Annotated in this window: 30 protein-coding genes; 6 read left to right on the top strand and 24 right to left on the bottom strand. The window is 71.4% G+C overall.

Features of this window, described 5'->3' with window-relative positions:
- Nucleotides 1-164: 164 nt before the first annotated feature.
- The 6 genes from FPZ12_RS41505 to FPZ12_RS41480 are packed head-to-tail and all read right to left on the bottom strand — an operon-like array spanning nucleotide 165 to nucleotide 4242.
- Complete coding sequence (locus FPZ12_RS41505; protein ID WP_144758102.1) at nucleotides 165-1358, bottom strand: cytochrome P450; 1194 nt, start codon at nucleotides 1356-1358, stop codon at nucleotides 165-167.
- Nucleotides 1355-1957, bottom strand: a complete 603-nt coding sequence (locus FPZ12_RS41500) for a GTP-binding protein (RefSeq protein ID WP_144758103.1) — start codon at nucleotides 1955-1957, stop codon at nucleotides 1355-1357. Before FPZ12_RS41500 ends, FPZ12_RS41505 begins: the two co-directional genes overlap by 4 nt.
- Nucleotides 1938-2288, bottom strand: coding sequence for a DUF742 domain-containing protein (locus tag FPZ12_RS41495; protein ID WP_144758104.1), 351 nt, complete (start codon nucleotides 2286-2288; stop codon nucleotides 1938-1940). Before FPZ12_RS41495 ends, FPZ12_RS41500 begins: the two co-directional genes overlap by 20 nt.
- Nucleotides 2285-2689: a roadblock/LC7 domain-containing protein gene (locus tag FPZ12_RS41490; RefSeq protein WP_144758105.1), complete on the bottom strand. Its 405-nt coding sequence runs from the start codon at nucleotides 2687-2689 to the stop codon at nucleotides 2285-2287. The genes FPZ12_RS41495 and FPZ12_RS41490 overlap by 4 nt, the downstream gene beginning before the upstream one ends.
- Nucleotides 2689-3762, bottom strand: coding sequence for a histidine kinase (locus FPZ12_RS41485; RefSeq protein ID WP_243770294.1), 1074 nt, complete (start codon nucleotides 3760-3762; stop codon nucleotides 2689-2691). The genes FPZ12_RS41490 and FPZ12_RS41485 overlap by 1 nt, the downstream gene beginning before the upstream one ends.
- Before the next feature lie 54 nt (nucleotides 3763-3816).
- Entirely contained in the window at nucleotides 3817-4242 is a 426-nt protein-coding gene (locus FPZ12_RS41480) for an archease (protein WP_166463082.1), read from the bottom strand.
- An 87-nt stretch (nucleotides 4243-4329) separates the two neighbouring features.
- Between FPZ12_RS41480 and FPZ12_RS41475 the strand changes: the two genes are divergently transcribed.
- Nucleotides 4330-4554 carry a hypothetical protein gene (locus FPZ12_RS41475; protein ID WP_144758107.1) on the top strand — a complete coding sequence of 75 codons (225 nt, stop codon included), beginning with the start codon at nucleotides 4330-4332 and terminating at the stop codon, nucleotides 4552-4554.
- On the opposite strand, the gene FPZ12_RS41470 is transcribed toward FPZ12_RS41475, so the two are convergent.
- The 9 genes from FPZ12_RS41470 to FPZ12_RS41430 are packed head-to-tail and all read right to left on the bottom strand — an operon-like array spanning nucleotide 4551 to nucleotide 9580.
- On the bottom strand, nucleotides 4551-5060 hold the full coding sequence (locus tag FPZ12_RS41470; RefSeq protein WP_144758108.1) for an RDD family protein: 510 nt from the start codon (nucleotides 5058-5060) through the stop codon (nucleotides 4551-4553). The genes FPZ12_RS41475 and FPZ12_RS41470 overlap by 4 nt on opposite strands.
- Nucleotides 5050-5472, bottom strand: coding sequence for a hypothetical protein (locus FPZ12_RS41465; protein WP_144758109.1), 423 nt, complete (start codon nucleotides 5470-5472; stop codon nucleotides 5050-5052). The genes FPZ12_RS41470 and FPZ12_RS41465 overlap by 11 nt, the downstream gene beginning before the upstream one ends.
- A 56-nt stretch (nucleotides 5473-5528) precedes the next feature.
- On the bottom strand, nucleotides 5529-7301 hold the full coding sequence (locus FPZ12_RS41460) for a complex I subunit 5 family protein (protein ID WP_208026190.1): 1773 nt from the start codon (nucleotides 7299-7301) through the stop codon (nucleotides 5529-5531).
- A gap of 4 nt (nucleotides 7302-7305) precedes the next feature.
- The gene (locus FPZ12_RS41455; protein WP_144758110.1) at nucleotides 7306-7650 is read right to left on the bottom strand and encodes a sodium:proton antiporter; all 345 of its coding nucleotides are present in this window, start codon (nucleotides 7648-7650) and stop codon (nucleotides 7306-7308) included.
- Nucleotides 7647-8363 carry an MnhB domain-containing protein gene (locus tag FPZ12_RS41450; RefSeq protein WP_144758111.1) on the bottom strand — a complete coding sequence of 239 codons (717 nt, stop codon included), beginning with the start codon at nucleotides 8361-8363 and terminating at the stop codon, nucleotides 7647-7649. Before FPZ12_RS41450 ends, FPZ12_RS41455 begins: the two co-directional genes overlap by 4 nt.
- On the bottom strand, nucleotides 8360-8593 hold the full coding sequence (locus FPZ12_RS41445) for a Na(+)/H(+) antiporter subunit B (RefSeq protein ID WP_144758112.1): 234 nt from the start codon (nucleotides 8591-8593) through the stop codon (nucleotides 8360-8362). The genes FPZ12_RS41450 and FPZ12_RS41445 overlap by 4 nt, the downstream gene beginning before the upstream one ends.
- A complete protein-coding gene (locus FPZ12_RS41440) occupies nucleotides 8590-8877 on the bottom strand; it encodes a monovalent cation/H(+) antiporter subunit G (RefSeq protein WP_144758113.1) in 288 nt (95 codons plus the stop codon). Before FPZ12_RS41440 ends, FPZ12_RS41445 begins: the two co-directional genes overlap by 4 nt.
- A complete protein-coding gene (locus FPZ12_RS41435) occupies nucleotides 8874-9125 on the bottom strand; it encodes a monovalent cation/H+ antiporter complex subunit F (RefSeq protein ID WP_144758114.1) in 252 nt (83 codons plus the stop codon). The genes FPZ12_RS41440 and FPZ12_RS41435 overlap by 4 nt, the downstream gene beginning before the upstream one ends.
- A complete protein-coding gene (locus tag FPZ12_RS41430) occupies nucleotides 9122-9580 on the bottom strand; it encodes a Na+/H+ antiporter subunit E (protein ID WP_166463081.1) in 459 nt (152 codons plus the stop codon). The genes FPZ12_RS41435 and FPZ12_RS41430 overlap by 4 nt, the downstream gene beginning before the upstream one ends.
- A 76-nt stretch (nucleotides 9581-9656) precedes the next feature.
- Here FPZ12_RS41430 and FPZ12_RS41425 point away from each other — a divergent pair, with 76 nt between their 5' ends.
- Nucleotides 9657-10856 carry a zinc-dependent alcohol dehydrogenase gene (locus FPZ12_RS41425; protein ID WP_144758116.1) on the top strand — a complete coding sequence of 400 codons (1200 nt, stop codon included), beginning with the start codon at nucleotides 9657-9659 and terminating at the stop codon, nucleotides 10854-10856.
- A gap of 4 nt (nucleotides 10857-10860) precedes the next feature.
- Complete coding sequence (locus tag FPZ12_RS41420) at nucleotides 10861-11727, top strand: hypothetical protein (protein ID WP_144758117.1); 867 nt, start codon at nucleotides 10861-10863, stop codon at nucleotides 11725-11727.
- 70 nt (nucleotides 11728-11797) lie between these two features.
- Here FPZ12_RS41420 and FPZ12_RS41415 read toward each other — a convergent pair whose 3' ends face one another.
- The 3 genes from FPZ12_RS41415 to FPZ12_RS41405 all read right to left on the bottom strand — a co-directional run bounded on the left by FPZ12_RS41415 (nucleotide 11798) and on the right by FPZ12_RS41405 (nucleotide 12956).
- Entirely contained in the window at nucleotides 11798-12130 is a 333-nt protein-coding gene (locus FPZ12_RS41415; RefSeq protein WP_144758118.1) for a plasmid stabilization protein, read from the bottom strand.
- Between the two features lie 67 nt (nucleotides 12131-12197).
- The gene (locus FPZ12_RS41410; RefSeq protein ID WP_144758119.1) at nucleotides 12198-12569 is read right to left on the bottom strand and encodes an anti-sigma factor antagonist; all 372 of its coding nucleotides are present in this window, start codon (nucleotides 12567-12569) and stop codon (nucleotides 12198-12200) included.
- 135 nt (nucleotides 12570-12704) lie between these two features.
- Complete coding sequence (locus tag FPZ12_RS41405) at nucleotides 12705-12956, bottom strand: hypothetical protein (RefSeq protein ID WP_144758120.1); 252 nt, start codon at nucleotides 12954-12956, stop codon at nucleotides 12705-12707.
- 133 nt (nucleotides 12957-13089) lie between these two features.
- Between FPZ12_RS41405 and FPZ12_RS41400 the strand changes: the two genes are divergently transcribed.
- On the top strand, nucleotides 13090-13290 hold the full coding sequence (locus tag FPZ12_RS41400; protein WP_144758121.1) for a DUF2795 domain-containing protein: 201 nt from the start codon (nucleotides 13090-13092) through the stop codon (nucleotides 13288-13290).
- A gap of 1 nt (nucleotide 13291) precedes the next feature.
- Here FPZ12_RS41400 and FPZ12_RS41395 read toward each other — a convergent pair whose 3' ends face one another.
- Both FPZ12_RS41395 and FPZ12_RS41390 read right to left on the bottom strand, forming a co-directional pair.
- The gene (locus FPZ12_RS41395; RefSeq protein WP_144758122.1) at nucleotides 13292-14509 is read right to left on the bottom strand and encodes a cytochrome P450; all 1218 of its coding nucleotides are present in this window, start codon (nucleotides 14507-14509) and stop codon (nucleotides 13292-13294) included.
- Complete coding sequence (locus tag FPZ12_RS41390; RefSeq protein WP_144758123.1) at nucleotides 14506-15030, bottom strand: PadR family transcriptional regulator; 525 nt, start codon at nucleotides 15028-15030, stop codon at nucleotides 14506-14508. The genes FPZ12_RS41395 and FPZ12_RS41390 overlap by 4 nt, the downstream gene beginning before the upstream one ends.
- Nucleotides 15031-15169: 139 nt before the next feature.
- Here FPZ12_RS41390 and FPZ12_RS41385 point away from each other — a divergent pair, with 139 nt between their 5' ends.
- Together FPZ12_RS41385 and FPZ12_RS41380 are read left to right on the top strand one after the other, a co-directional pair.
- A complete protein-coding gene (locus FPZ12_RS41385; protein WP_144758124.1) occupies nucleotides 15170-16210 on the top strand; it encodes a GAF and ANTAR domain-containing protein in 1041 nt (346 codons plus the stop codon).
- Between the two features lie 102 nt (nucleotides 16211-16312).
- The gene (locus FPZ12_RS41380) at nucleotides 16313-17314 is read left to right on the top strand and encodes a Ppx/GppA phosphatase family protein (protein ID WP_144758125.1); all 1002 of its coding nucleotides are present in this window, start codon (nucleotides 16313-16315) and stop codon (nucleotides 17312-17314) included.
- Between the two features lie 125 nt (nucleotides 17315-17439).
- Here FPZ12_RS41380 and FPZ12_RS41375 read toward each other — a convergent pair whose 3' ends face one another.
- From FPZ12_RS41375 to FPZ12_RS41360, 4 genes are all read right to left on the bottom strand, one after another.
- Nucleotides 17440-18174, bottom strand: a complete 735-nt coding sequence (locus FPZ12_RS41375; protein ID WP_150980731.1) for an SDR family oxidoreductase — start codon at nucleotides 18172-18174, stop codon at nucleotides 17440-17442.
- Entirely contained in the window at nucleotides 18171-19526 is a 1356-nt protein-coding gene (locus FPZ12_RS41370) for a dihydrolipoyl dehydrogenase family protein (protein WP_144762588.1), read from the bottom strand. Before FPZ12_RS41370 ends, FPZ12_RS41375 begins: the two co-directional genes overlap by 4 nt.
- Nucleotides 19523-20155, bottom strand: a complete 633-nt coding sequence (locus FPZ12_RS41365) for a VOC family protein (RefSeq protein WP_144762592.1) — start codon at nucleotides 20153-20155, stop codon at nucleotides 19523-19525. The genes FPZ12_RS41370 and FPZ12_RS41365 overlap by 4 nt, the downstream gene beginning before the upstream one ends.
- Nucleotides 20156-20294: 139 nt before the next feature.
- Nucleotides 20295-20681, bottom strand: a complete 387-nt coding sequence (locus tag FPZ12_RS41360; protein ID WP_144762595.1) for an anti-sigma factor antagonist — start codon at nucleotides 20679-20681, stop codon at nucleotides 20295-20297.
- Nucleotides 20682-20819 lie beyond the last annotated feature (138 nt).

Raw genomic sequence — 20819 nt, 5'->3', positions numbered from 1 at the left:
CCTCCCGCCCGCGTGTTGGCCGCCCCCGTCCGCACGGTGGCCACCCCGGGTGGCGCGAGCCAACACACGCACGCCACGGGCCAACACACGCCCGTGCCGAGCCAACACACGCACGCCACGGGCCGACACGCGGACGGGAACGGCAAAAACAAGCGGCGGGCGGGCTAGCTCCGGGTGAAGCGCACGGGGAGGCTTGCCGGGTAGCGGGTCCACGGCGAGGGTTGCAGCGAGATCTCCTCCGGGGGTACCGCCAGCGCCAGGTCCGGCAGCCGGTGCAGCGCCGTGTCCACCGCGATCCGCGCGATCATCCGGCCCTGCGGCTGCGCCGGGCACGAATGCGGCCCGGCACCCCACGCGAGGTGCGCGCGGTTCCCGACCTCCAGCCACGGGTCGTCGGTGTGCACGCGCGGGTCGGCGTTCGCCGCGGCGATGGACAGCACGAGGGCGTCGCCCCGCCGCACGGGTTTGCCGTCCAGCACGCAGTCGGCCGTCGCGTAGCGGGCCGGGATGTTGGCCAGCGGCGGATCGCGCCAGAGCACTTCGTCGAGCGCGTCGTCCACGTTCAGCCTGCCGCCGCGCACCCGCCCCGCGAACCGCGCGTCGGACAGCATCAGCCGCAGGGTCTGCGCGATCCAGGCGATGGTGATCTCGTAACCCGCGTTGATCATCAGCACCATCGAGAACCGGATTTCCTCGTCCCGCGTCAGGTTCGGGTGGTTCAGCAGCGCCGTGGTGAGGTCGTCGGCGGGGCAGGCCCGGCGGCGGCGCAGGATGTCCGTGAACATCTCCGCCATCGAGTCCAGCGCCGAGCGCGCCTCCATGCCCGCGGCGAAGATCGCGGTCACGTCGCGCATGATCCGGTACCCGTCCCCCGGCTCGATGCCGAACATGCCCGCCACCGCCAGCAAGGGCACCAGCACGGCGTACTCCGAAACCAGGTCGGCGCTGCCGCGCGCGGCGATACCGTCGAGCAGCTCCGCGCACATCTCCCGCACCATCCGCGCGGTCCGCCGCTCGTTCAGCGACGCCAGCCCGTCGTCGAGCGGGGCCCGCAGCCTGCGATGCCGTGCGCCGTCGGAGTAGTAGGCGTTGTCGGCGGGGAACATCATCGCGGCGACCCCGGATTCCGCGGGCACGGCGCCTTCGGCCCACAGCCGCCAGTTGTGCGGATCGCGCGAGAAAAGCTTGTCCTGGCGCAGCACCTCGCGGATCTCGTAGTAGCCGAGCACCAGCCAGGCCGGGACCCCCGGCTCGACCTCCACCGGGGCGACCACGCCCCACTTCTCGCGCAGCCGCGCGTACACCGCCTGCGGGTCGGCGCAGTTCGTCGTCTCCGACAGCAGAGTCAGCTCAGTCATACGGACGCCTTGGTGGGGAAGGAAAGCGCGTACTCGACGAGCGTGCTCAGCGCTCCGGCCGAGGACGCGCGCTCACGCGCGTCGCAGGTGATCACCGGCGTTTCCGGCAGCAGGTCCAGCGCCTTGCGCACGGAATCCACCGAGTAGCGCGGCGAGTCAGGGAACTCGTTGACCGCCACCACGATCGGCAGCTCGGGGTACCGCTCCAGCTGGTCGAAAACCTCGAAGCTGTCCTCCAGCCGCCGGGTGTCGACCAGTACGAGCGCGCCGGCCGCGCCCTCCGCGAGCCCCTCCCACAGGTCCCAGAACCGCCGCTGCCCGGGCGCGCCGAACAGGTAGAGCGCCACGTCCTCGCCGACCGTCAGCCTGCCGAAGTCCATCGCCACCGTGGTCGTGCGCTTGCTCGCCAGCCCCAGCAGCGAGTCCACCCCGATGCTGGCGGCGGTCATGACCTCCTCGGTGGACAGCGGCGGGATCTCGCTCACCGCGCCGATCAGCGTCGTCTTGCCGACCCCGAAGGCGCCCACCACGAGGATCTTCACCGAACGCGCCACCTCCGGTGGCAGATACCGCTCGGCGTCAGAGATTCCGGAGGGCATCCAGCACCTTCTCCAGCGCGTCGCGATCGGGCCGGGCCCGGCCGGGTGCCGAGCGGACGACGAGGTTGCCGGTGTCGACCAGATCCGACACGAGCACGGCGACGAGACTGACCGGCAGCCCGAGATGCGCGGCGAGCTCGGCCAGCGACAGCACGCCCCGGCACAACGAGACCAGCGCGCGCTGCTGGCTACCCGCGGTGAGCGGGAGCCGCGCGCCGGGGTCGGCCAGGAACAACGTCTCCGGGCGCACCGTGTTGCGCGACGGGTGGGCCCGACCCGCCGTCATGACATACGGGCGGACCGGGTGGTCCTCGTAATCGTCCTCGCTCATGCCCTCGCCTGCCCGCGGAACGGGACGCTCAGCGCGCGCTGCCCGATCATCAGCACCTGCGCCTGCATCTGCTGGGCGATCAGGCCGGGATCGATCACCGGCTCGGTCACCACCGCGAGCCGCGAGCCGTCCCCGGCGCCGCGCACGAACAGGAACCCGCCGTCGAACTCGACCATCACCTGACGCGGGCTCGCGCCGGAGCCGAACTCGCGGCTCAGGCCCTTGCCGAGCGACACCAGCCCGGAGCACGCGGCGGCGACCTTCTCCGCCAGCTCCCGCGAAGTCTGCGCCGTGCGCACCTTGAGCAGGCCGTCGGAGGAGAGCACCACGGCGTGCCGGACCCCGCGCACCCCGCTGATCAGGTCCAGCATCCAGCCGTCGTCCTCGGCTCGGGGGTCCATCACTCCTCCGGTTTCGGGTAGTCGAGGAACGCGCTCATCCAGTTCCCCGCCTGTTCGGGCGTCTGCTCCGGCAACTTCGGCGGCGGCGGGCCTGCCTGCGCCTCGCCCCGGCGAGAGCGACGCTGCGGCAGCGCCGGCGCCCCGGGCGTCAGAACCGGTTCCGGCGCCGGGGTTTCGGTCAGCTCGGCGGGAACGAGCACGATCGCGCGGAGCCCGCCGTAGACCGACTCCGTGAGGTCCACGCGGAACCCGTACCGCCGCACGTAAGCCCCGACCACCGGTAGCCCGGTCTGCGGGATCGCGCCCAGCTCGAACAGCCCGACCGGCTGCTCACCGGAGGCGATCCGGCGCAGCACGGCGAGCCGGTTCTCCTCCAGCCCCACGCCGCAGTCGTCGATCTCGAGCACGGCGCCGCGCTGCACCGGGCGCAGCGTGGCCAGGACCTGCGTGCTCGGCGGGGAGGACTGGGTGGCATTGGCCAGCAGTTCGGCCACGAGGTGGATCAGCGGTTCGACCACCCTCGCCGCGACCGTGACCGACGGGTCCCCGGTCACCTCGACCCGCTGGTAGGCGGTGATCCGGCCGGCCGCGGCGCGCACGACCTCGGTCAGCGGCAACGGCTCCCGCCATTGCTGGCCCGGCCACTCACCGCACAGGGCGGCCAGCGTCTGCGCCTGCCGCGCCTGCTGGGCCGCGGCGTGGTCCACCCGCATGCTCGTTTCCAGCACGTCGGCGTCGGCCGGATGGCGCTGGACCATCCGCGTGGCCTCCTCCTGGATGCGGTGCGCCGACGACTGCACCTTCCGCGCCAGCGCGACGAGCGCGACCAGCCCGGCCTCCTGCCGCACCCGCGACTCCTCACGCAGCAACGCCAGCCTGCGGGAATCCACGGCCACTTCACGCACGTGAGCCCGGTTGACGGCGGCGACCGCGCCGAACACCGCGAGCACGCTCACCGCCAGCCACAGCACCGTCGGCCAGGGGCCGCCGAGGCGGAAGATCCACGGCGAGACGAGGACGTACAAGAGGATCACGCATACGCAGGCCCACCACGCACGCCGCCTCGTCTTCACTCCAGTATTCAACTTCCCGGGATCAAGGCGTGGCGCACCGGGGTTGCGGCCCGCTCAGATGTCGATCCGCGCGGTGCAGCACCAGCGATCGCCGGAGCGCAGGCAGTGGGCGCGCCCGGCCGAGACGCTCTTCGGGATGGGGCCGACGGGCACGATCGCGCCCAGATCGACCATCGCGCACACCAGGCTGAGCCCGCACGGGCTCGCGCTCACCTCGGCCGACAACGGGATCTGCCAGTTCGAGCGCAGATGCGCGATCACCGTGCCGAGCACCCCGGCCAGCAGCTCGTCGTCGTCCGTGCCGGGCACTTCGCGGCGGAACAACGACGCGCGCGACCGCATCCGGACCCGCGCCATGCTGTCGGTGAGCGCCTTCACCGCTTCCGCGACCGACGCCTCCCGCGTCGGTGCCCAGGCCACGATCTGGAGGTCGGCGGCATGCGCGGGTTTGCGTGCCTTCGCGACTTCGACGGAACTCACCCTCGCAGGGTCCGTCGCCCGGCCCCTTTCCGGCACCACCTACTACGGGTGAGTCCTCGGTGGACTCACCTCACGCACCCTGGGGCCATGACGGAGAAGAACTACGAATTCCGGGTGCAGGGCTGGATTTCCGCCCCGGTCCGGGACGCCGTCGGCGAGTTCGGCGACGTGTGCGTGCTGCGCGCCCCGCCGGAAACGCTGATCTACGGGGAGATCTCCGATCAGGCGCACCTGACCGGAATGCTGGCGCTGCTGGGAAATCTCGGGCTGCGCATCGTTTCCGTGCACCAGGTGCCGAATCCACCCGCCTAATCCGGTTTCGCGGGGAGGCGCGGATTCCAGTCGTAGACGACCACGGTGTGCAGCACCAGATCCTGCAGCGAACGCCGCGAAGCGCCGAACAACACCCATAGCAGCCCGGCGGGGAACACCGCGTACGTCAGCGCGCGCAGGAAAGCACGGCCCCACCGCAACGGGGCGCCTCGCCCGGTCAGCACCCGCAGCCCGAGTAGCTCGTCGCCCACCGTGCGCGCGGTCGCGGCCCAGCACACCGCGAGGTAGAACACCGACACCGCGAACCCGGCCGGCACCAGCACCGCCCTCGGCACGGCGGGGAAGCTGAACGCCACCGGGTTGACGACGAACTTCAGCCCAGCCAGGCCCAGGTACGCCCCGCCACACAACGCGGCCACGACCACGACGTCGACGATCCCCGCCACGGTGCGGCTCACCATCCCCGCGCGCCGCCCCTGGAAGCCCCGCGCCTCGGGCGGCAGGCCGGTCAGCCAGACCGGCGGGCGCTCCCCGTCACCGGCCATGTTCGGGTACCGGGCGGCCCCGGCCGAACCAGCGGGACACCGCGTCGTCCGCCGCGACCATCCGGATCCGGACGTCGCGCACGCTCTCGGTGGCGACGGACCCGGTGGAGGCGCGGATGATGCCCGGCAGGTCGATCTCGTCCAGGACGTCACGCACGATGCCCGTCAGATCGAGCCTGTCGAGCACATCGGTGACCGCGGCCGGCGCCGCCCGCCGGTACAGGTTCAGCGCGGCGCCGCCGACTTCACGCCGGGCGCGGAATCCCGACTCCGCCAGGCCCCGCAAGGGGGCGGGCCAGTCCTTCGTCACCGGGACGGCCAGCGGGCGGGCCAACCGGACGATCCGCCTGCCGGTGCCCGCCACCGCGCCGAGGAACACGTCGAACACCAGCGGTCCTTCACGCACACTCATCGCCGGATGATCGCCCCGCGCGCCCGGTTCCGCATCCCCCTGGACGGGTGAGCGCGTCAGACGTGCACCAGGAAGCCGAGCAGGGTCACCCCGGCCAGCAGCCACGCCACATAGTCCCCGAGATGTCCGGAGTGGACGCGGTGCAGCACCCGCACCGGACGTTCCAGCGCCTGGAACAACCCGGGGCGCCACAACGCCAGCGCCGTCAACGCCATTGCCAGCACCACCGTGCCGAAGCCGGCCAGTAACCCGGACGCGGTCCAGGCCACGTGGACGGACTCCGCCTCGCCCGCGGGCAAGACCGGCAGGGTGTCGTGGAGATACCCGGCACGGTCGGCCTCCTGCGTGCCCGCCCGGCCCGCGATCCCGCCCGCGAACGACACGGCCGCCGACGACGCCAGCACCAGCAGCACGGCGGCCAGCATCCCGCCCGGGATCCGGTGGATGCGTTGCGGCGTCTCGGGTTCTTCACCGCCGCCGGTGGTTTTCTCGTCGGCGTCTTCGTCCCGCGGCGGGCTGCCGAGACCGAAGTACACCCGCAGCCCGGCCCGCAGCACGCTCGCGCCGACCACCGTCGGCACCACCACGAACAACGCCAGGAGCCAGGACTGACCGGCCTCTTCGGAGGCGTGCTCGGCGACGGCCTTGCCGAAGGCGACGCCGAACGGCGGCAACCCGCACAACACGAGTCCCGCGGCGGTGAACAGCGCGCCCTCCAGCCGGAATCCCTTGGCGCGCCCGTAAAGCTGGTCCTCGTCGACGTTGCCGTAGCGGTCCTTGAGCACGCCGACGAGCAGGAACAGCGCACCCTTCGCGCCCGCGTGCCCGGCCACGGAAACCAGGAACCCGGCGGTCGCCGCCCCGCTCTGCGCCGCGAGACCGCACAGGAACAGCCCCATGTGCGCGATCGTGGAATAGGCCAGCAACCTTTTGAGATGTCGTTGGGTGAAGCACAGGATCGCGCCGAGCACGGCCGTCACGACGCCGAGCACGAGCAGCAGCCTGGTGAAGACCGCCGGATCGAGCACCCCGCCGAACGCCACGCGGTACACGCGCAGCACGCCGTACGCGCCCAGCTCCACCATGATCCCGGAGAACAGCACGCACACCGGCGTCGGGGCGACGGCGTGCGCGTCGGCGAGCCAGAAGTGAAACGGCACCGCCGCGGCCTTGACCAGCAAACCGGTGCACACCAGCACGAACGCGCCGGCGACCAGCAGATCCGCCGGACGCCCGCCGAGCGCCACCCCGATCTGCGCGAGCCCGAGCTGCCCGGTGCGGGCGTAGAGCGCCCCGATGCCCATCAGGCTGAAGTACGCGCCGAGCGAGTTGACCACGCCGAAGTTCAGCGCGCCCTGCACGGAATCGGCCTCTTCGACGCGGTACCCGGTGAGCGCGTAGGCCACCCCGCCCATCAGCTCGAAGAAGACGAACATCGTGAACAGGTCGCCGGTGAACAGGAAACCCAGCATCCCGGCCAGGAACAGCAGCATCATCGTGTGGAAGCGCGCGTCCACCGCTTCGAAGTAACGCCAGCTGTAGAGCAGCGCGCACGCTGTCAGGAAAGCCGCCAGCAGGGCCAGCGCGGTGTTGAGCGTGTCCGCCGTGAGCACCGTGCCCAGCGAGCGCGTCCCGTCGGGCCGGTACCCGCCGAGCCAGGTCACCGAACGTCCACTGTGGACGTCGGCGAGCAGCACCCCGAGCATGGCGACGACGGCGAAGGCGGTTCCGGTGGCGATCGCGTCCGCCGCCGCCCGCGGCAGCCGCGCGCCCGCGCCGAGCAGCAGGCAGGCCACGAACAGCGGCACCGCGATGACGAGCGCGGTCACCGGCTCACCCGCGGAGTTCGCGCAGCCGGCCGGGATCGGCCGTGCCGTGCCGGTTCGCGACCTGGATCGTCAACGCCAGCAGCACGGCCGTGATGGTCGCGGACACCACGATGTCGGTCAGGGTCATCGCCTGCACCATCGGGTCGACGACCGGCTGCGCCTGCCCCGGCGAAACGATCGGCGCGCCCGCCCCGTCCTGGTAGCCGATCGCCAGCAGCAGCACGTAGGTTCCCGACTGCGCGACGGAAAGCGACACCACGGTGTGCACGAGGTGCCTGCTGTGCACGATGCCCGCGCACCCGAGCAGCAACAGCCAGGCGGCGACGGCGTAGCAGGCGACGGTGATCATTCGTCCAGTCCCTGCGCCAGGAACCGGGCCAGCAGCACCACGAGCCCGGCCGCCACCTCGACGCCGACCAGGATGCTCAGCACCGGCACGAGCCCGGACGACAGCAGCGAACCGAAGGCGCCGAGCGGCAGGAAGTTGCGCAGGAACACCCCGCCTGCCACCAACCCGAGCACACCGGCGACGACGTAGAGCCCCGTGCCCGCCGCCTCCGCGTACTCGCACCAGTCGATCGGGCGCAGTTTCGCCAGCGCGGCCGGGGAGCCGGCGATGTAGAGCAGATGCCAGCCGGTCGCCAGCACCACGCCGCCCTGGAACCCGCCGCCGGGGGTGAGATGCCCGTGCAGCACGATGTCCATTCCGAGGACGAGGGCGACCGGCAGCATCAGGTACCCGCCGAGCTTCACCGGCGGCAGCACGTACCCGCGCCGGCGCTGCGGGCGCGGCCGGTTTCCGGTGGAGAGCAAGGAAAGCGCGCCGATCACGGCGGCGGCCACGATCGTCTCCTCGCCGAGCGTGTCCAGCGCGCGCAGGTCGAAGTTGACCGAGGACACCACGTTCGGCGTCACCTGGCGTAGCGCGGCTGGCACGGCGAGATCCCGGTACACGTGCACCGCGCTGCCCACGGCGGGCATCCGCAGGAACACCGAGACGAACAGCGCCGCCACTCCGGCCAGCCCGGCCGCGCTCAGCACCGTGCGCTGCCGCGGCGTCATCGGCCCGCCTTGCGGATCGTGAGCAGCACCATCAGCGGCACCACGGCGGAGCCGACCGCCAGCTCGGACAGCGCCACGTCAGGTGCTTGCAGCACAAGGAAAAGCACCGTGAGACACAGCCCGTACACCGACAGCGTGATCGCCTGCCGCTTCGGGTCCTGGGTACGCACCACGGCGAACCCGGCCACCGCGACCAGCACCAGCGCCACCAGCAGCACCACGGACGTCACGACGGCAGCTCCTCGTCCAGCAGGCCCTCGCTGTTGGCGGCCAGCCGCGCGGCCGCGGACTGCAGCACCGGCCCGGTCACCGCCAGCAGCAGCACGGTCAGCAGGATCGCCGCGGTGCCGAGGTGCCACCCGTTCTCGCCCGCGAGCCCGACGCCGATCAGCGGGGCGCCGACGGTACTGGCCGGGGACAACAGGTGTAGCCGCGTCAGCAGAGCGCGCGCACGAAGCATTCCGGCCGCGGCGAGCAGGACCACCGCCACACCGGCGTAGACGAGGACGATCATCGCGACCCCAGCAGCCTGGCGAAGACCAGCGTCCCGGCGAACGCCAGCACCGTCAGCGTGAGCGGCAGGATCACCGCGCTCGACGGGCCGTAGGCCTGGACGAGCACCAGCAGTACGAGCACGGTGGTGACACCCGCCAGCTGCAGCCCGGCCAGCCGCCTGATCGCGTCGCCGCGGGCGGAGATCCACAACGCCGGGCCGAGCCCGCCGACCATCAGCGCGAGCGCCGCCACGAGCAACCCGGTCATCGCGACACCCGTTCGTCGATCGGCGCGGGGCCGTCGAAAAGGCGGTGCAGCACCAGAATCCGCTCGCCCTCGGGCGCCGCGATCACCATCGAGCCCGGGGTGCAGCCGATCGCGACGGTGGCGACGGCCTGCCGGGCGGCCGTCGTGGCCGGGGATTCCCCAGGCAGGCGAAGGGTTTCCCGGTGCCCGGCGTCCGGATCGCGAAAGACCGTGACCAGCGCACGACACGAATCGCGCACGGCGGGCCAGGGAACCGAGGCCGCCCAACGCACCCATCCCGCGCGCGGCCGCCACGCCCCCTGCATCGCCCGTCTGGCGGCGAAGGCCGCGAAGGCGGCGACAAGCGCGACGGACGCGCCGGCGGCCAACTCCGGCGCAGCCGGCGACGAAAGCGTCGTCACGTACACCGCGAACAGCGCGAGCCACCACAGCCCGACCTCGGCAACCTTTTCCACGCCTGGCGGGATACCCGGCGGCACCCGGTTCCAAGCGGATTGTTTTCCCGCCGCCCCCGTCGGTTACCCGGACGGCATGAAGGCAGTCGTATGGCACGGCGTCGGGGACATCCGTCTCGACGACGTCCCGGAGCCCAAGATCCAGGAGCCCACCGACGCGATCATCCGCGTCACCCGCAGCGCGATCTGCGGCACCGATCTGCACATGGTGCGCGGCACGATGCCGGGGATGCGCGAAGGCACCGTCCTCGGGCACGAAGCGGTCGGGGTGGTGACCGAAACCGGCTCGGCCGTCCGCGGCTTCTCCCCCGGCGACCGCGTGGTCGTCTGCTCCACGGTGGGCTGCGGCACGTGCGCGTACTGCCGTGCCGGGTACTACGCGCAGTGCGACGTGGCGAACCCGCAGGGGCCCGGCGCCGGGACCTGCTTCTTCGGCGGGCCGGAAGGCACTGGGCCGGTCGACGGCCTGCAGGCCGAGTACGCCCGGATCCCTTACGCCGCAACCACTCTGGTGCCGGTCCCGGAGCGGGTGAGCGACGACGACGCGATCCTGGTCTCCGACATCTTCCCCACCTCGTGGTTCGGCGCGCGCCTGGCCGAGGTGTCCGACGGCGACAGCGTCCTCGTGCTGGGCGCGGGCATCGTCGGCCAGCTCGCGATCGCCTCGGCGAAACTGCAGGGCGCGGGCCGGGTGCTGGCGGTCGACGGGATCAACAGCAGGCTCAACCGCGCGCAGGCACAGCACGCCGAAGTCATCGACTTCAACGCGGAGGACCCCGTCGAAACCGTGCGCGAGCTGACGCGCGGAATCGGCGTGGACCGGGTGATCGACGCTGTCGGCGTGGACGCGCAGCGCCCGGCGACCGGGCCCGCGGCACGGGAGGCCGGCTCCTTCGAGCAGGAGGTCGACCAGGTGGCGCCGCATCGCAATCCGGACGGCGAACAGTGGGTGCCCGGCGACGCGCCGAGCCTCGCCGCGCGCTGGGCCGTGCAGTCGGTGTGCAAGGCGGGCACGATCGGCGTCATCGGGGTGTACCCGCCGGGCTTCGACGTGTTCCCGTTCGGCGACCTGATGAACAAGAACCTCACCCTGCACGCCGGCAACTGCAACCACCGCCGCTACGTGCCGCGCCTGCTCGACCTCGTCGCCGCCGGGACGGTGGACCCGACGACGTTCATCACGCAGGCGGAGCGGCCGGAGTCGGCGATCGACGCCTACCGCGCCTTCGACCGGCGCGACGAGGGCTGGCTCAAGACCGTGCTGGAGGTGGCCTGAGCGCATGCTGGTGCTCACCGTCGACGCCTCGTCGCCGAGCGCGCGGCTGGATCTGGTGGCCACCGCCGCCGGGCAGGTCCGGGATTCCGCACGGATAGCGCAGGCACCGGGTTCGCCGAAGCTGACGGATTTCCTGGACCGCATCCCGCGCCCCGACACGGTCGCGCACAGGTTCGGGCACGACGGTGCCGCGCCGGCCATTGTGGACGATCAGGTCCGGGAGGCGCTGGGCGCCGCGTCCGGTCCCGCGCGGGGGCCGATGCCGGAATCGTTGGAGCTGCTGGACTTCCTCCGCGTGCGGCTGCCAGACGTGCCTCACGTGGCGTGCCCGGACACGGCGTATTCCCATCAATGGCACGGGCTTTCGCTGAGCTGGGCCTACCGGCGGGGCGCGCTGCTGCTGTCGTGGACCGGCACGCCGAATCTCGTGCTGGTCCACCTCGACGAGGACTGGTCGGTGTGCGCGGCCCGCGAAGGCGGGTGCCTGAACCGGCCGGGCGCGCCCGAGGGGCCGGTGGACACGGAGGACGAGTTCCTCAGCCGGGTGCGCCAGGACATCACCGAGGCGGCGCAGCGGATCGGCCGCCTCGACGGGCTGGTCTTCACCGGCGAACTCGGCTGGGGGCAACCGGAAATGGCCTCGGCCGTGTGCGCCGGGCTACCGTTTCTCGGACTGCGCGGCGAGCTCAGCACTGAGCGTGCGCACGACGCGGTGATCAGCCCGGCGGACTCGACGGTGCCGGTCTTGGCCGTGCGGGCGCGGGAAGAGCTGCAGCTGGCCGAAATCGCGCGTCACACCGTGGAAGGCGAACGGCAGGTCGCCAACCCGAAGCGGGTGCGGCTGGGCGAACACGGCGGAGTCAACCACTGAATAGACACTGAATAGATGCGCGCGGAAACCCTGTAGCACCGGGCTACAGGGTTTCCGCGTGTGAAGACCGTCAGCGGCCGAGCGCGTTCGCCAGCTGCTTTTTCGTCATCTTGGACCGGCCGGAGATGCCGCGCTGCTTCGCCTCGTTGTAGAGCTGCTCCTTCGTTGGCCCACCTGGCCCCTGCCGGTTACCGGACCGCTTGCCGCCGCGATGCTGCGGTGAAACGTCCTTTGTGGACGTCCGGCTCGCGCTCCGGGATTCTCCGCTCTGCGCGCGGTTCTTGTTCACCACGCGTGCGGCGATCTCCTCGGCGCGCCCTTCGCCGGAGCCCCGGCTCTGCTGGCTTTCCTTGACGTGTTCGTACTGTCGTTCCCGTTTGGCGTTCCATGCCTGTTGTGGCACGACGGCCTCCTCTCCGCGAGCTTCCGATCCGGGGAATACCCGGACCACGCGGGACGAAACGAACCGCTCAGGCGGGCGCCAGTGCCTTTTCCACCGTCGGCACAACGGAAAGCACGCCGGACAGGCCCGCCACGGTGATCGAGCGCAGCACCGCCCGCGACGTGGACACGATGCGGAGCGGGATGCCCTGCTCCTGGCAGCTCTCGTACTCGTTGGCGAGGACGACCAGCCCCGCCGAGCCGAGGAAGTCCACCTTGTCGAAGTCCGCGATCAGCGGTTTCGGTGGCACGGCCAGGTCTTCGGCCGTGCGCAGCTGGTCGGAAAGCTTGCCGGCGGTGGACAGATCCACGTCGCCGGCCACGCGCAGGACGACCGCGCCCTCGTCCAGTTCCCTGCTGATGCGCAGCAGATCGGACGGAATTCCCGATGTGTGAGCCATGGTGCCCTCCAGTGCGACGTTCCAGCGTCACTCGTGGGCGGCAGGCTGTGTCCTCAACCCGAGTACACCTTCGACCGTAGCCGCTTCACCGGGATACGCAAGGTGGGGGGCACCCACACGGGGCCGGCGCGGGGTTCAGGGCGCGCGATGCGCTGCTATGTCACGGCTTTCGCCCGTGCGCCCCGAAGTGGGGCGGCGAGTGTGGTAAAGCCCCATCACCGCGCCGAGGCCGATGGCCGTGTGCAGCAGGTCGAGCACCGGCCCGGAGCTGAACCACAGGACGTCGCGGCCGGTGAAGAATCCGGCCACCCCGAGCACGAAATACACCACCCCGATGACCAGCGCCGCGAGCTGCACCGGCGACGTCGTACGGGATTTCGCCTGCATGGATCCCTCCCCCGGCTGGGACTGTCCGCTTGGGACGTCCGGGTACCCGGGCGAGTGCGGCCAAACCCTTCCGTGTCACCACCTCCGCTCGTGGGTACCCCGGGCGTACCGGAGCAGACAGGAGGGAGCAACGATGACCGCGCCGGACTACGAGCGGCTGCGTTCGGCCATCGCCGGGGCCCGGTTTCCTTGTGAGCACGGCGAACTCCTCCGGCAAGCGGCGGCAGCGGGCGCCGACGACGACACGCTCGGCCACCTGTCGGCTCTCCCCCGCCGCCGCTATGACGACGCCGGCGCCGTCGAGTCCGCGTGCTCGGCACTGCACGCGGACTGAGTCACCAGAGCACGGGAACCCGGTCGACGCCGCCGGTGAGCCGGTGGGTGCGGACCTCGATCTCGTCGACGTCCACCGCCAGCCGGAGGCCGGGGAAACGGCTGAACAGCGAGGAAAACACCGTCCGCAGCTCGGTGCGCGCCAGGTTCGCCCCGATGCACACATGCGAGCCGTGCCCGAAAGCCACGTGCACGTTGGGTTTCCGCGTCGGGTCGAACACCTCCGGCTCGATGAACGCGGTTTCGTCACGGTTCGCCGCGGCGTTGGAGATGATCACCGCCTCGCCCCGCTCGACCAGCACGCCACCGACCTCCACGTCCTCGTGCGCGTACCGCAGCAGGCCGAGCCCGCCGGGCGCGGCGAGCCGGAGGATCTCTTCGACGGTCGTCTGTACCTGGCCGTGCGGGTCGGCCGCGAACCTGTCCCGGCGGGCGAGATCGCTGAGCAGGAACAACACCCCGTAGTCGATGCGGCCGGAGGTGGTCTCGTGCCCGGCGAACAACAGGCCCGCGGCCTGGCGGGACAGCTCGTCGTCGGTGAAGGTCGGGTCCTCCGCCTGCATCTTCACCATGTCGGTGATGACGTCGGGCTCCGGGTGCTCCCGTTTCCTGGCGGCCAGCGCGGCGGTGTAGGCCTTGAACTCGTCCATCGCCCGCTGCGCGTCGTCACCGCCGTCGAGCACGCCGATGCGCTCACTCAGCTGCCGGAAATGGCCCCGGTCCGCGTACGGCACGCCCAGCAGCTCGCAGATCACCAGTACCGGCAAGGGAAAAGCCAGCAGTTCGTGCAGGTTGACCGGTTCGTCCGGGCGCGCCGCGCGAGCCGCCGCCATGTCGTCGAGGCAACGGTCGACGAGCTCCTGGATGCGGCCGGCCATCCGGCGCATCCGGGGCGCGGAGAACGCGGGCACGAACATCTTGCGCAGCCGGGCGTGTTCCCGCGCTTCGGTTTCGAAATCGCCGGTCGGCCCGGCCTGCACGGCCGCGAACGACACCTTCGCCGCCCGCTCGGGCGCGGGATGGGACCGGCCGAACCGGCGATCCCCGAAGATCTGCCTCGCCTCAGCGAACCTGGTGACCAGCCACGCCGGATCACCGGCGGGGGTGGTCACCCTGGTCAGCGGTGCCTCACGGCGCAACGCGGCATACAGGGGCGCGACGTCGAGCGCGTTGGGCCGGGCGAAGGGAAGCCGCGGCGCGGTTTCGACGGTGCTGGTCATCGGGGCTCCTCAGTGTCGTGTTCGGGGATTCCGTCGCGGATTCCCGCCAGCCAGACGCGTTCGGCGTCGAGACGGCGGCAAAGCTCGCCGAGCACCGTGCGGCTCCACGGGTCGGCCTGCCCGGAGACCAGCGCGGCGAGCCGGTCGCGTTTCGCGGCCACGGCGCGGTCCCTGGCCGCGAGCACCGCGCGTTGTTCCGCGGGGCGCAGCCACCCGAAATTTCCCAGTCTGGCCAGGAATTCCGAATCGTTCCCGGCGAGCTCGTCCGGCAGGTCGGCAAGCTGGTCGTGCAGCAGTTCGCGGCCGACGTCGGTGATGCTGTAGACGTGCCGCGGCGGTTTGCCCTCCTGCTCCTCAGCGCTGCGCGTCACCGCTCCCGCGTCGACGAACTTGCGCAGCGACGGGTACAGCGAATTGTTCGACAGCGTGTGCCCCGTGGATGCCTCCACCTCCCGCCGCAGCTCGTAGCCGTGCAGCGGGCCTTGGGCCAGCTTGGCCAGCAGCAGCACCTCGATCCACACCTAAGTCACCGTAACCTAGGTCTTGGTGACCGCACAACGGCTCAGCGTGACATCGGGCCGGAAATTCACGCACCAGGATCACGACTGTCCCTTTAGGACGGTGCGGCGTGGGCTGGCGCCCGGGGTGATACTGGACGTGATGACGAAGGAAACGACCGTCCGCCCCGCGCTGGTCCTCCGGCTGTCCGGCGACCTCGGCGCCGGCTCCGGCGCGCTGGCGGAGGCAGGCGACGGGCTGCCCCCGCTGGTGGTGCTGGACCTGCGCGAACTGGACCTGCTGACCGCCGAGGGCGCCCGCCTGGTGCGCGAATTCGCGGAAATCCAGGCGGCGCGGGAAATCCGGTGCCACGTGGTGGTCGCGCCCGGCAGCGCGGCGGCGCAGGCGCTGATGGACGGGGCGGGGCAGCCGCTGCCCGCGTTCGCCGACCTGGACCAGGCGCTGGGCGCCGGGCCGTCGGACACCAGCCCGCTCGCGAACCAGTTCGAGGCGATGACGCGGGTGCTGCTCGGCGAGTCCTCGGTGGCCGCGGCGCTGGAGCAGATCCTCAAGGCGACCAAGCTGGTCGTGCCCGCGGCCGATCTCGTCAGTGTCACCCTGCGCACGCCGGACGGGAAGTTCCACACCCCGGTCGAGACCGACGAGGTGGCCACGGAGCTCGACCAGGTGCAGTACCGGACCGGGGAAGGGCCCTGCCTGGACGCCGCGCGCCCGGAAGGCCCTGGCTACGTGCTCAGCACCGATCTCGCCGACGAAGAACGGTGGCCGGAGTTCGCCGCGGCCACCACGGCGCGCGGCTACCGGTCCGTGTTGGCGACGGAGTTGCTGCAGGCCAGCGGCACCGGGCGGCCCTCGGGTGCGTTGAACATCTACTCCCACAAGCCACACGGGCTGACCGAAACCGACCGGCACGTCGCGTTGTTGCTGACCACGCACGCGTCCTTGGCGCTGGCGCACACGCACACCGGCGAGCTGGCGGATCTGCGCCAGGCGCAGCTGCGGCAGGCGGTGGACTCGCGGGACATCATCGGGCAGGCCAAGGGAATCCTGATGCACCGCCAGGGCATCGACGCCGACGAGGCGTTCGGCCTGCTGCGCCGCACCTCCCAGGATCTGAACGTCAAACTGGTCGATCTCGCCCGCACGCTGACCCTCCGGCACGGGCAGCTGGACCAGAGCTGAGGGCCGGAGAAAGCGCTTCCCGTGCGGCGCGGGGAATGTGGCGGAAGTCGCCGTACGCGCGGAAAACGTGTCAACCGGGCGGAATCCGGGTACACACACCTGATGAGACTCGCCGCTTTGGACATCGGCTCCAACTCCGCCCAGCTACAGGTCGTCGACGTGTACTCGGGCGCGCCACCGCTTCCCGCACACGCGGTGAAGGAGCCGACACTCCTGGGTGAGGAACTGCAGCCCGACGGCAGCCTCAGCGAAGAAGGCGCGCAACGCGCGGCCAAGGCGGTGCGCCAGGCCGTCGACGCGGCCGGGCGGCTCGGGGTGGACCAGCTGTACCCGTTCGTCACGGCCGCGATCCGCGACGCCACCAACAGCGCCGAGGTGTTGGAACTGATCGAGGCGGAGTCCGGGATCCGGCCGCAGCACCTGTCCGGTGAGCAGGAGGCGCACCTGACGTATTTCGCCGCGCACCGGTGGTACGGCTGGTCCGCGGGAAGGCTGCTGCTGATGGACATCGGCGGTGGCTCGATGGAACTCGTGCTCGGCCGGGACGTGGAGCCGGAGCTCGCCGTTTCCCTGCCGCTCGGCGCGGGCAGGCTGACCCGCGCGTTCTGCGCGAGCGATCCGCCGCGCGCCAAGGAAATCAAGGCGATCCGGCGGCACGTGCGGGAGACGTTGTCCGAAGTGGTGGACCGGCTGCGCTGGGAAGGCACCCCGCGGCGCGTCGTCGCTACGTCGAAGACGTTCAAACAGCTGGCGCGCCTCGCCGGGGCGGCGCCGCAACGCAAGGGCCCGTTCGTACACCGGGAACTGACGCTGGCCGCGCTACGCGAGCAGATTCCCCGGCTGATCAAGGCCAGCGCGAAGGACCGCTCGAAACTGCCGGGGATTTCACGGTCGCGGGCGCGGCAGGTGGTGGCGGGCGCGCTGGTCGCCGAGGCCACCATGGGCGCGCTCGACCTGCGGTCGGTGGAGATCTGCCCGTGGGCGCTGCGGGAGGGAATCCTGTTGCGGCACCTGGAAGCGATGTCGGTGAACCCGGAGTTGCCCTTGCAGGCGCTCACCCGCAACAACGCCCCGGTGCGGCCGCTGCCCGCCGCTGTGTCGTAGGCGGAGGGCCGGTGGTTCGGCGTGTTGACTGGGTGCTTGCCGCTGCTGGTTCGGCGCTGTGGGCCGGTGGTTCGGCCTGCGGACCGCGCCGCCCACGCCCGGGTTCCTCGCCAGCGGCCTGTGGCTCAGCCCACGAATTGCTGCCCGCCGTCGATGTCGAAGGTGGCGCCGGTCAGTGCCGTGTTGGTCATGATGTGCACGGCGAGCGATGCGACGTCCGCGGGCCCGACCACCCGGCCGATCGGCAGCATCCCCCGCAACTGGGCCCGCCGTTCGTCCAGCTTGTCGCCGAGCAGCGAAGCCGACAGCGGTGTGTCGACGAAGCCCGCGGCGATCAGATTGACCCGGATCGGCGCGAGTTCGAGCGCGAGCGACGCGGTGAACGGCGGCAGCGCGGCTGTCGCGGCGGAGACGATGCCGGGGTTGATCCGCCGTCCACCGGTCCCGCCCATGAACAGGAGCGTGCCGCCGGAGCGCATCCGACCGCGGGCGTTGCGCGCCACTTCGAGCGCCAGCACGATGTGGTCGCTGATCGCGACGCGCACCTGCTCCGCGCTCATTCCCAGCAGCGGGCCGTAATGCGGGCGCCCCGCCGTAACGAGCACATGGTCGATCGGCCCCGGCAGGTGCTGGAAGAACTTGGCCAGCGCGGCGAAATCGTTGGCGTCAAAGGCTTCCGCGTGCCGCGCGGCCACCTCCCGCGCCACCCGGCCGAGCCGGTCCGCGTCGCGGCCGGCGAGGATCACCTCCGCGCCCTCGGCCCGGGCCCGCCGCGCCGTTTCGAGTCCGATGCCCGCGCTGCCGCCGATCAGGACGACGGTCTGCCCGTCCAGTTCGGGTTTCAGGCGCGCCTCGGTCATGGTTCGCTCCTCCCTTCCGACACGGCGTCCGCGATGTTCGCGCGCAGGGCGTTGAGCGCGGGCTCGTAGCTGCCGGAGAAACTCGGGAACGGCTGGATGGTGTCGGCGAGCACGTCCAGCGGGATGCGGGCACGGATGGCGAGCGTCGCCTGCTGCAGCCAGTCCCCCGCCTCCGGGCCGAGCGCGTACGCACCGGTCAGGCGGGCGCCGTCGCTGAGGAGCGTGAGGAACCCGTTCGACTCGGCGTAGTCGTGGGCGTACGTGGACGACTTCGGGATCTCGGACAGCCGCGCGGTTCCGGCGAACTCCGCGTCCGTCGCGCCGACCGACGCGGCCTGCGGATCGGTGTAGGTCACTCTCGGCACGGCCTCGTAGTTCGCGCGGCGGTTCTCGCCCGCGATGTTCGCGGCCACCACGTCGCCCTCGTACTCGCCGACGTGGGTGAGCGGCCAGATCCCGTTGACGTCGCCGATCGCCCAGAGCCGTTCGGCCGCGCGGAGCCGGTCGTCCACCGGGATGCCGTGCGGTCCGGCTTCGACCCCGACCTTGTCGAGCCCGATGCCTTCGACGCGTGGGCGTCGTCCCGTCGCCACCAGCAGCCGGTCACCGCGGAATTCGGTGCCGTCGCCGAGCCGCAGCACGAACTCGGCGCCTTCGCGCCGCGCCGCGGCCACCTGTTTTCCTAGTACCAGCTCGATTCCGTCGCGGCGCAAGGCTTCCCCGAGCCCGGTACCCAACGGCTCCGGCTCGCGCGGCAACAGGTGCCCGGCGCCCTCGACGAGCACCACCTCACCGCCGAGCCGCCGCACGATCTGCGCGATCTCGACGCCGGCGGCCCCACCGCCCAGAACCAGGAGGCGTTGCGGGACGGCGTTCATACTCGTGGCCTCGCGCGTGCCCCATACACCTGTGAGGTCGCGGAGCCCGGGGACGGGCGGCACGACCGGATCCGCGCCGTTGGCGAGGACGACCTGCTCCGCGGAGTACCGGACGCCGTCGACTTCGACCAGGCCCGTCCCGGCCAGTTTTCCGGTGCCGCGGAGGACGTCGATGCCCTGCTTCGCCAGCCAGCCTTCCGCCGCGGTGTCGGAGTAGTTCGACACCATGAAGTCCCGCCAGGCGAACGCCGCCGGTACGTCGACTTCGGCCGTCGCAGCCGCCTCGCGCGCACCGTGCACCGCTTCGCCGGGGCGGAGCAGGGATTTGGACGGAATGCAGGCCCAGTACGAACATTCGCCGCCGACCAGCTCGCGCTCGACGACGGCGACCCGCAGTCCGCGGAGGGCCAGCGCCGCCGCGCAGTGTTCGCCGGGCGCGCCGCCGCCGAGGACTATGACGTCGTAGTCGCTCATTTCGGCAGCTCGGTGCCGGCCTGTTCGGCGACCATGTACCGGGCGTACCAGTCGGGCCACCCCGGATCCGCTTCGCCGGTGCGCTTTTCGTGTTCGCCGTGCGCCCTCGCCGCACGCTGCAAGGCCGCGGAGAGATCGGTCGCGGACGTGAACGCCATCATGTCCGGGTCCACCCGGCCCGGCAGGCGTTCGGTGATTTCCTGCAGCAGCCAGACATTCCCGTCCGGGTCGCTGAACGTGGCGCGGGAGCGATAGGTGCCGTGGCCGGGGTCGGGGCCGGGTTCCGGTTCGCCGCCGGGGCCGATGTGGAAGATCGGGCCGACCTCGATCCCGGCCGCGAGCAGCGCGGCCCGCGCGGCCTCGACGTCGTTGACGATCAGGTATCCCTTCCCGGAGCCCGGCGCCGCCGTGGTGAGGTGCTCGCCGAACTGCACCGAACACCACGAGCCGTGCGGGGTCAGCTGCACGATGCCCGGCGGTGTGGCGTCCACCCGCCAGCCGAGCCGGGCGTAGAACTCCTTGGCGCGGCCGACGTCCGCGACCGGGACGACGACCACCTCGAGCTTCATGTCGATGTTGTCGACGCCCACGATTCCGCGCGCGCCGTCACCGGGTGAATCCGTGCTCATCGCGGCCTCCCTGAATCGGGTACCCGACAAGGTAGCGCCGCGGGAACCGATTCTGTACCGCCTTCTCGCGCAGGCCGTTTTCCGTTGTGTGGCTTGATCTCCGGCCGTGCCGGCGGTTCGTCAGCGGTGGACGGGAAGCTCAGACCGCCAGCGCTTCCTGAATGGTGGGGACCACCCGCAGCACGGTTTCGAGTCCCGCCATTTCGATCGACCGCACCACGGCGCGCGACGAGCCCACTATGAGGAAAGGAATACCGCGGCGCTCGCACTGTTCCTGCTGGCGGGCGAGCACCATCAGCCCCGCCGACCCGAGGAACCCGACCCCCTCGAGATCGGCGACAAGGGATGCCGGAGGTGCCGCGCTTTCCTCCGCCAGCCGCAGTTGCTCGGCGAGGAACCCGGCCGTGCTCAGGTCGATGTCTCCCGTGAAATGCAGGACCACGACGGACGCGCTGTCTTCACGGCGGACCCGCAACAGGTCCGTGGCCCGCACGGGCAGCGAACGGACTTCGTCGAACTCGGACATCACAGCCTCCGGATGTCAGTGGGGTGACTGGAGCAGGCTGGTTCCTCAACCCGAGATCACCTGACGGTAGTCCCTTTACCGCAACTTGCAACCCCGGTGTGGGGGTGAGTGCGGGGGCGGTGAGTGCGGGAGGCACGC

Source organism: Amycolatopsis acidicola (assembly GCF_007713735.2).
Taxonomy (GTDB): Bacteria; Actinomycetota; Actinomycetes; order Mycobacteriales; family Pseudonocardiaceae; genus Amycolatopsis_E; species Amycolatopsis_E acidicola.
This window is presented reverse-complemented; position numbering and strand designations above follow the sequence as displayed.